The following is a 2555-nucleotide window of genomic DNA, read 5'->3' on the forward strand; positions in this document are numbered from 1 at the left end:
ACCGGCGCCGCCGTGGTATCCCGACCTCACCCCGGAGCTGCTGCGCCGGTCGCAAGCGCGGGCGAAGGCACGGGGCTTGGCGATCGACTACCGGGAGGCCAACGCGCAGGCGCTGCCGTTCGGTGACGGCGAGTTCGACGTCGTCATGTCCGCGATCGGCGTGCAGTTCGCCCCCGACCAGCCGCGCGCCGCCGCCGAACTGGTCCGGGTCTGCCGACCGGGCGGCACGATCGGCGTGATCAGCTGGACCCCCGAAGGATTCTTCGGCCGGATGCTGGCCACCATTCGCCCCTACCGCCCGAGCCTGTCGCACCCCGTGCCGCCGGCCGCGCTCTGGGGGCGCCCGGGCTACGTCGCCGCGCTGCTCGGCGAAGAGATCGGCGGGATGACCGCGACGCGAGGCATGTTGGCGGTCAACCGATTCGACAGCGCCGAGGCCGTGCACGAATACTTCAAGCGGCACTACGGCCCGACGATCGAGGCGTACGCGAACATCGGCCACAACCGGGTGCTGACGGCCGAGCTGGACGCCCAGCTCATCGAACTCGCGCAGGACCACCTGACCAACGGCGTCATGGGCTGGGAGTACCTGCTGGTGACCGCCCGAAAGCGGAGCCACTAGACCCGAAGGTGGCGACCCGGTCCCCCGCAAGCGGGAGGTGCCCCCACTGCCGCGCTCCCGATCGGGATCGGGGTCGCCACAGCCGACTACAGGTCGATCTCGGCGTCCAGGTGGACGTCGGGCTCGCCGCCGGCGGCGGTGAAGGCCGTCAGGGCGCGCACCAGCCCGTGCCGCTCCGGCGGGGGCATCTTCGCCACGATGGCCGCGATCTCGGAACGCCGGTGCGCGGTGACCTGATGCACGACGTCGCGGCCGCGCGTAGTGAGCGCGGCGAGCAGCTCGCGCCGCGAGGTCGGGTGCGGCAGGCGGTCGATCAGCCCGGCGGCGACCAACCGGTCCACCATTCGGCCCGTGGCCGACGGCTGCACACCGAGCAGACCCGCCAGGGTGGCCAGGTTGACCGGGCCGCGATTGGACAGGATCACCAGCGTCCGGAACTGCGCGATGGTGATGGTCTCGTCGACCTGCCCGACGGAGCGGGCCGAGATGGCCATCAGCAAACGGGAGGCCGTCAGTAGAGCATCGGTGATGGCGTCCAATGACTCGTCAACCGCGATGTGATCCGCTGCCATAAACGCCCCTCCCCGGATGGTCTCCGGCCCTTCGGTGGCTAAGGATTAGAAAGTGTAGCAACACACTAATGTCGTAAAAAGAGATTATTGCATTCGTATATTGTCGCCTAGGGTAATGGTTGGTGAAGGTTAACCGATGTGCAGCGGATCGATCTGCACCCGGGCCGGCTCATGGCTTTGCCTGGCGCTGAGGACGCTGATGCCGCGCCGCAGCGCCGCCGCCAGCGCCAGGCCCTGCTGACGGGGCACCCGCACCAGCATTCGCGTCACCGGGGCGCCGGCAGGGGTTCCGGCCGGGCGGCGCACGCCGGCCGGAAGGTCCACCGGCCCAAGCAAATCCGCGTCCAGGGACTCCTGATCCGACAGTCGGGCCTCGTCGAGCAGGGCCGTCACGGCGCCGGCGGTCCCGTCGACGGCCGCCATGTGCACGCTGGGCGGCAGACCGACCTCGGCCCGCGCGGTCACCTCGGCCTCCGCATGACCCACGGGATCCCAACGGATCAGCGATTGCACTGTGGGAAGCGATGATTCGGCGACGATCATCACCACACCGCCGTCGGCGCGGGCACGCACCAGCGCGGCGGCGGTCATCCAGCGCCACAATGCATCCTCGGCCGCGCGTAGGTCTTGGCGGCCCAGCAGCGCCCAGGTGTCCAACAGCAGCGCCGCCCCATAACCGCCGCACGCCTGCGGCTCGGCGCCCGGGGTGGCCACCACCAGGGCCGGACCGGCCGCGACCTCGGGCACCACGTCGTCGCCCGACGACGTGATCACCGCCGTGCCCGGAAACGCGCGGCCGAGTTCCTCGGCGGTGCGGCGCGACGCGACGACGACGGCGCGCACCGCGTCCGACCCGCAGCGCGCGCACCGTCGCGCCGGGTCGACGCGGCCGCACCAGCGGCACAGCAGAGCGGCGCCGCCCTCCTGCAGCGACAGCGGGCCCGTGCAGTGCCGGCAACGGGCGATCGTGCGGCACCGCGCGCAGGCCAGCGCGGGGATGTAGCCCCGCCGGGGCACCTGCACCAGCACCGGCGCCCCGGCCTGCAGCGCCGAGCGGGCGGCGCGCAGCGCGATGGAAGGGACGCGTGCCGTCCGGGCCGCCGGGTCGCGCTCGTCGGCGTAGCCGGTGTCGTCCAGGGCGATCACTCGCGGCGTGCGGGCGCGCACCATCGGCCGCGCGGCGACGATGTCATGCGCCCATCCGCTGCGCACCAGCGCGTGGGCTTCGGCGGTCCGAGCGTAGCCGCCGATCAGCGCCGCGCACCGGGCCTGATGGGCGCGCAGCATCGCCACCTCGCGGGCATGCGGATACGGCGCGCGCGGTTCGGCCAGGCTGTCGTCGGCGTCGGCCCACACCATGA

General features: G+C 72.2%; 2 protein-coding genes and 1 pseudogene. 1 reads left to right on the forward strand and 2 read right to left on the reverse strand.

Features of this window, described 5'->3' with window-relative positions:
• The coding region (locus tag A5652_RS03170) for a class I SAM-dependent methyltransferase (protein ID WP_067346552.1) at window positions 1-622 on the forward strand (622 nt) is incomplete at its 5' end.
• Window positions 623-708: 86 nt separating this feature from the next.
• Here A5652_RS03170 and A5652_RS03175 read toward each other — a convergent pair.
• Together A5652_RS03175 and A5652_RS03180 are read right to left on the reverse strand one after the other, a co-directional pair.
• Complete coding sequence (locus A5652_RS03175) at window positions 709-1194, reverse strand: MarR family winged helix-turn-helix transcriptional regulator (protein ID WP_067346554.1); 486 nt, start codon at window positions 1192-1194, stop codon at window positions 709-711.
• 129 nt (window positions 1195-1323) lie between these two features.
• A pseudogene (locus A5652_RS03180) lies at window positions 1324-2555 on the reverse strand (primosome assembly protein PriA); the annotation flags it as partial.

This window comes from Mycobacterium sp. 1165178.9, from assembly GCF_001673555.1.
GTDB lineage: Bacteria > Actinomycetota > Actinomycetes > Mycobacteriales > Mycobacteriaceae > Mycobacterium.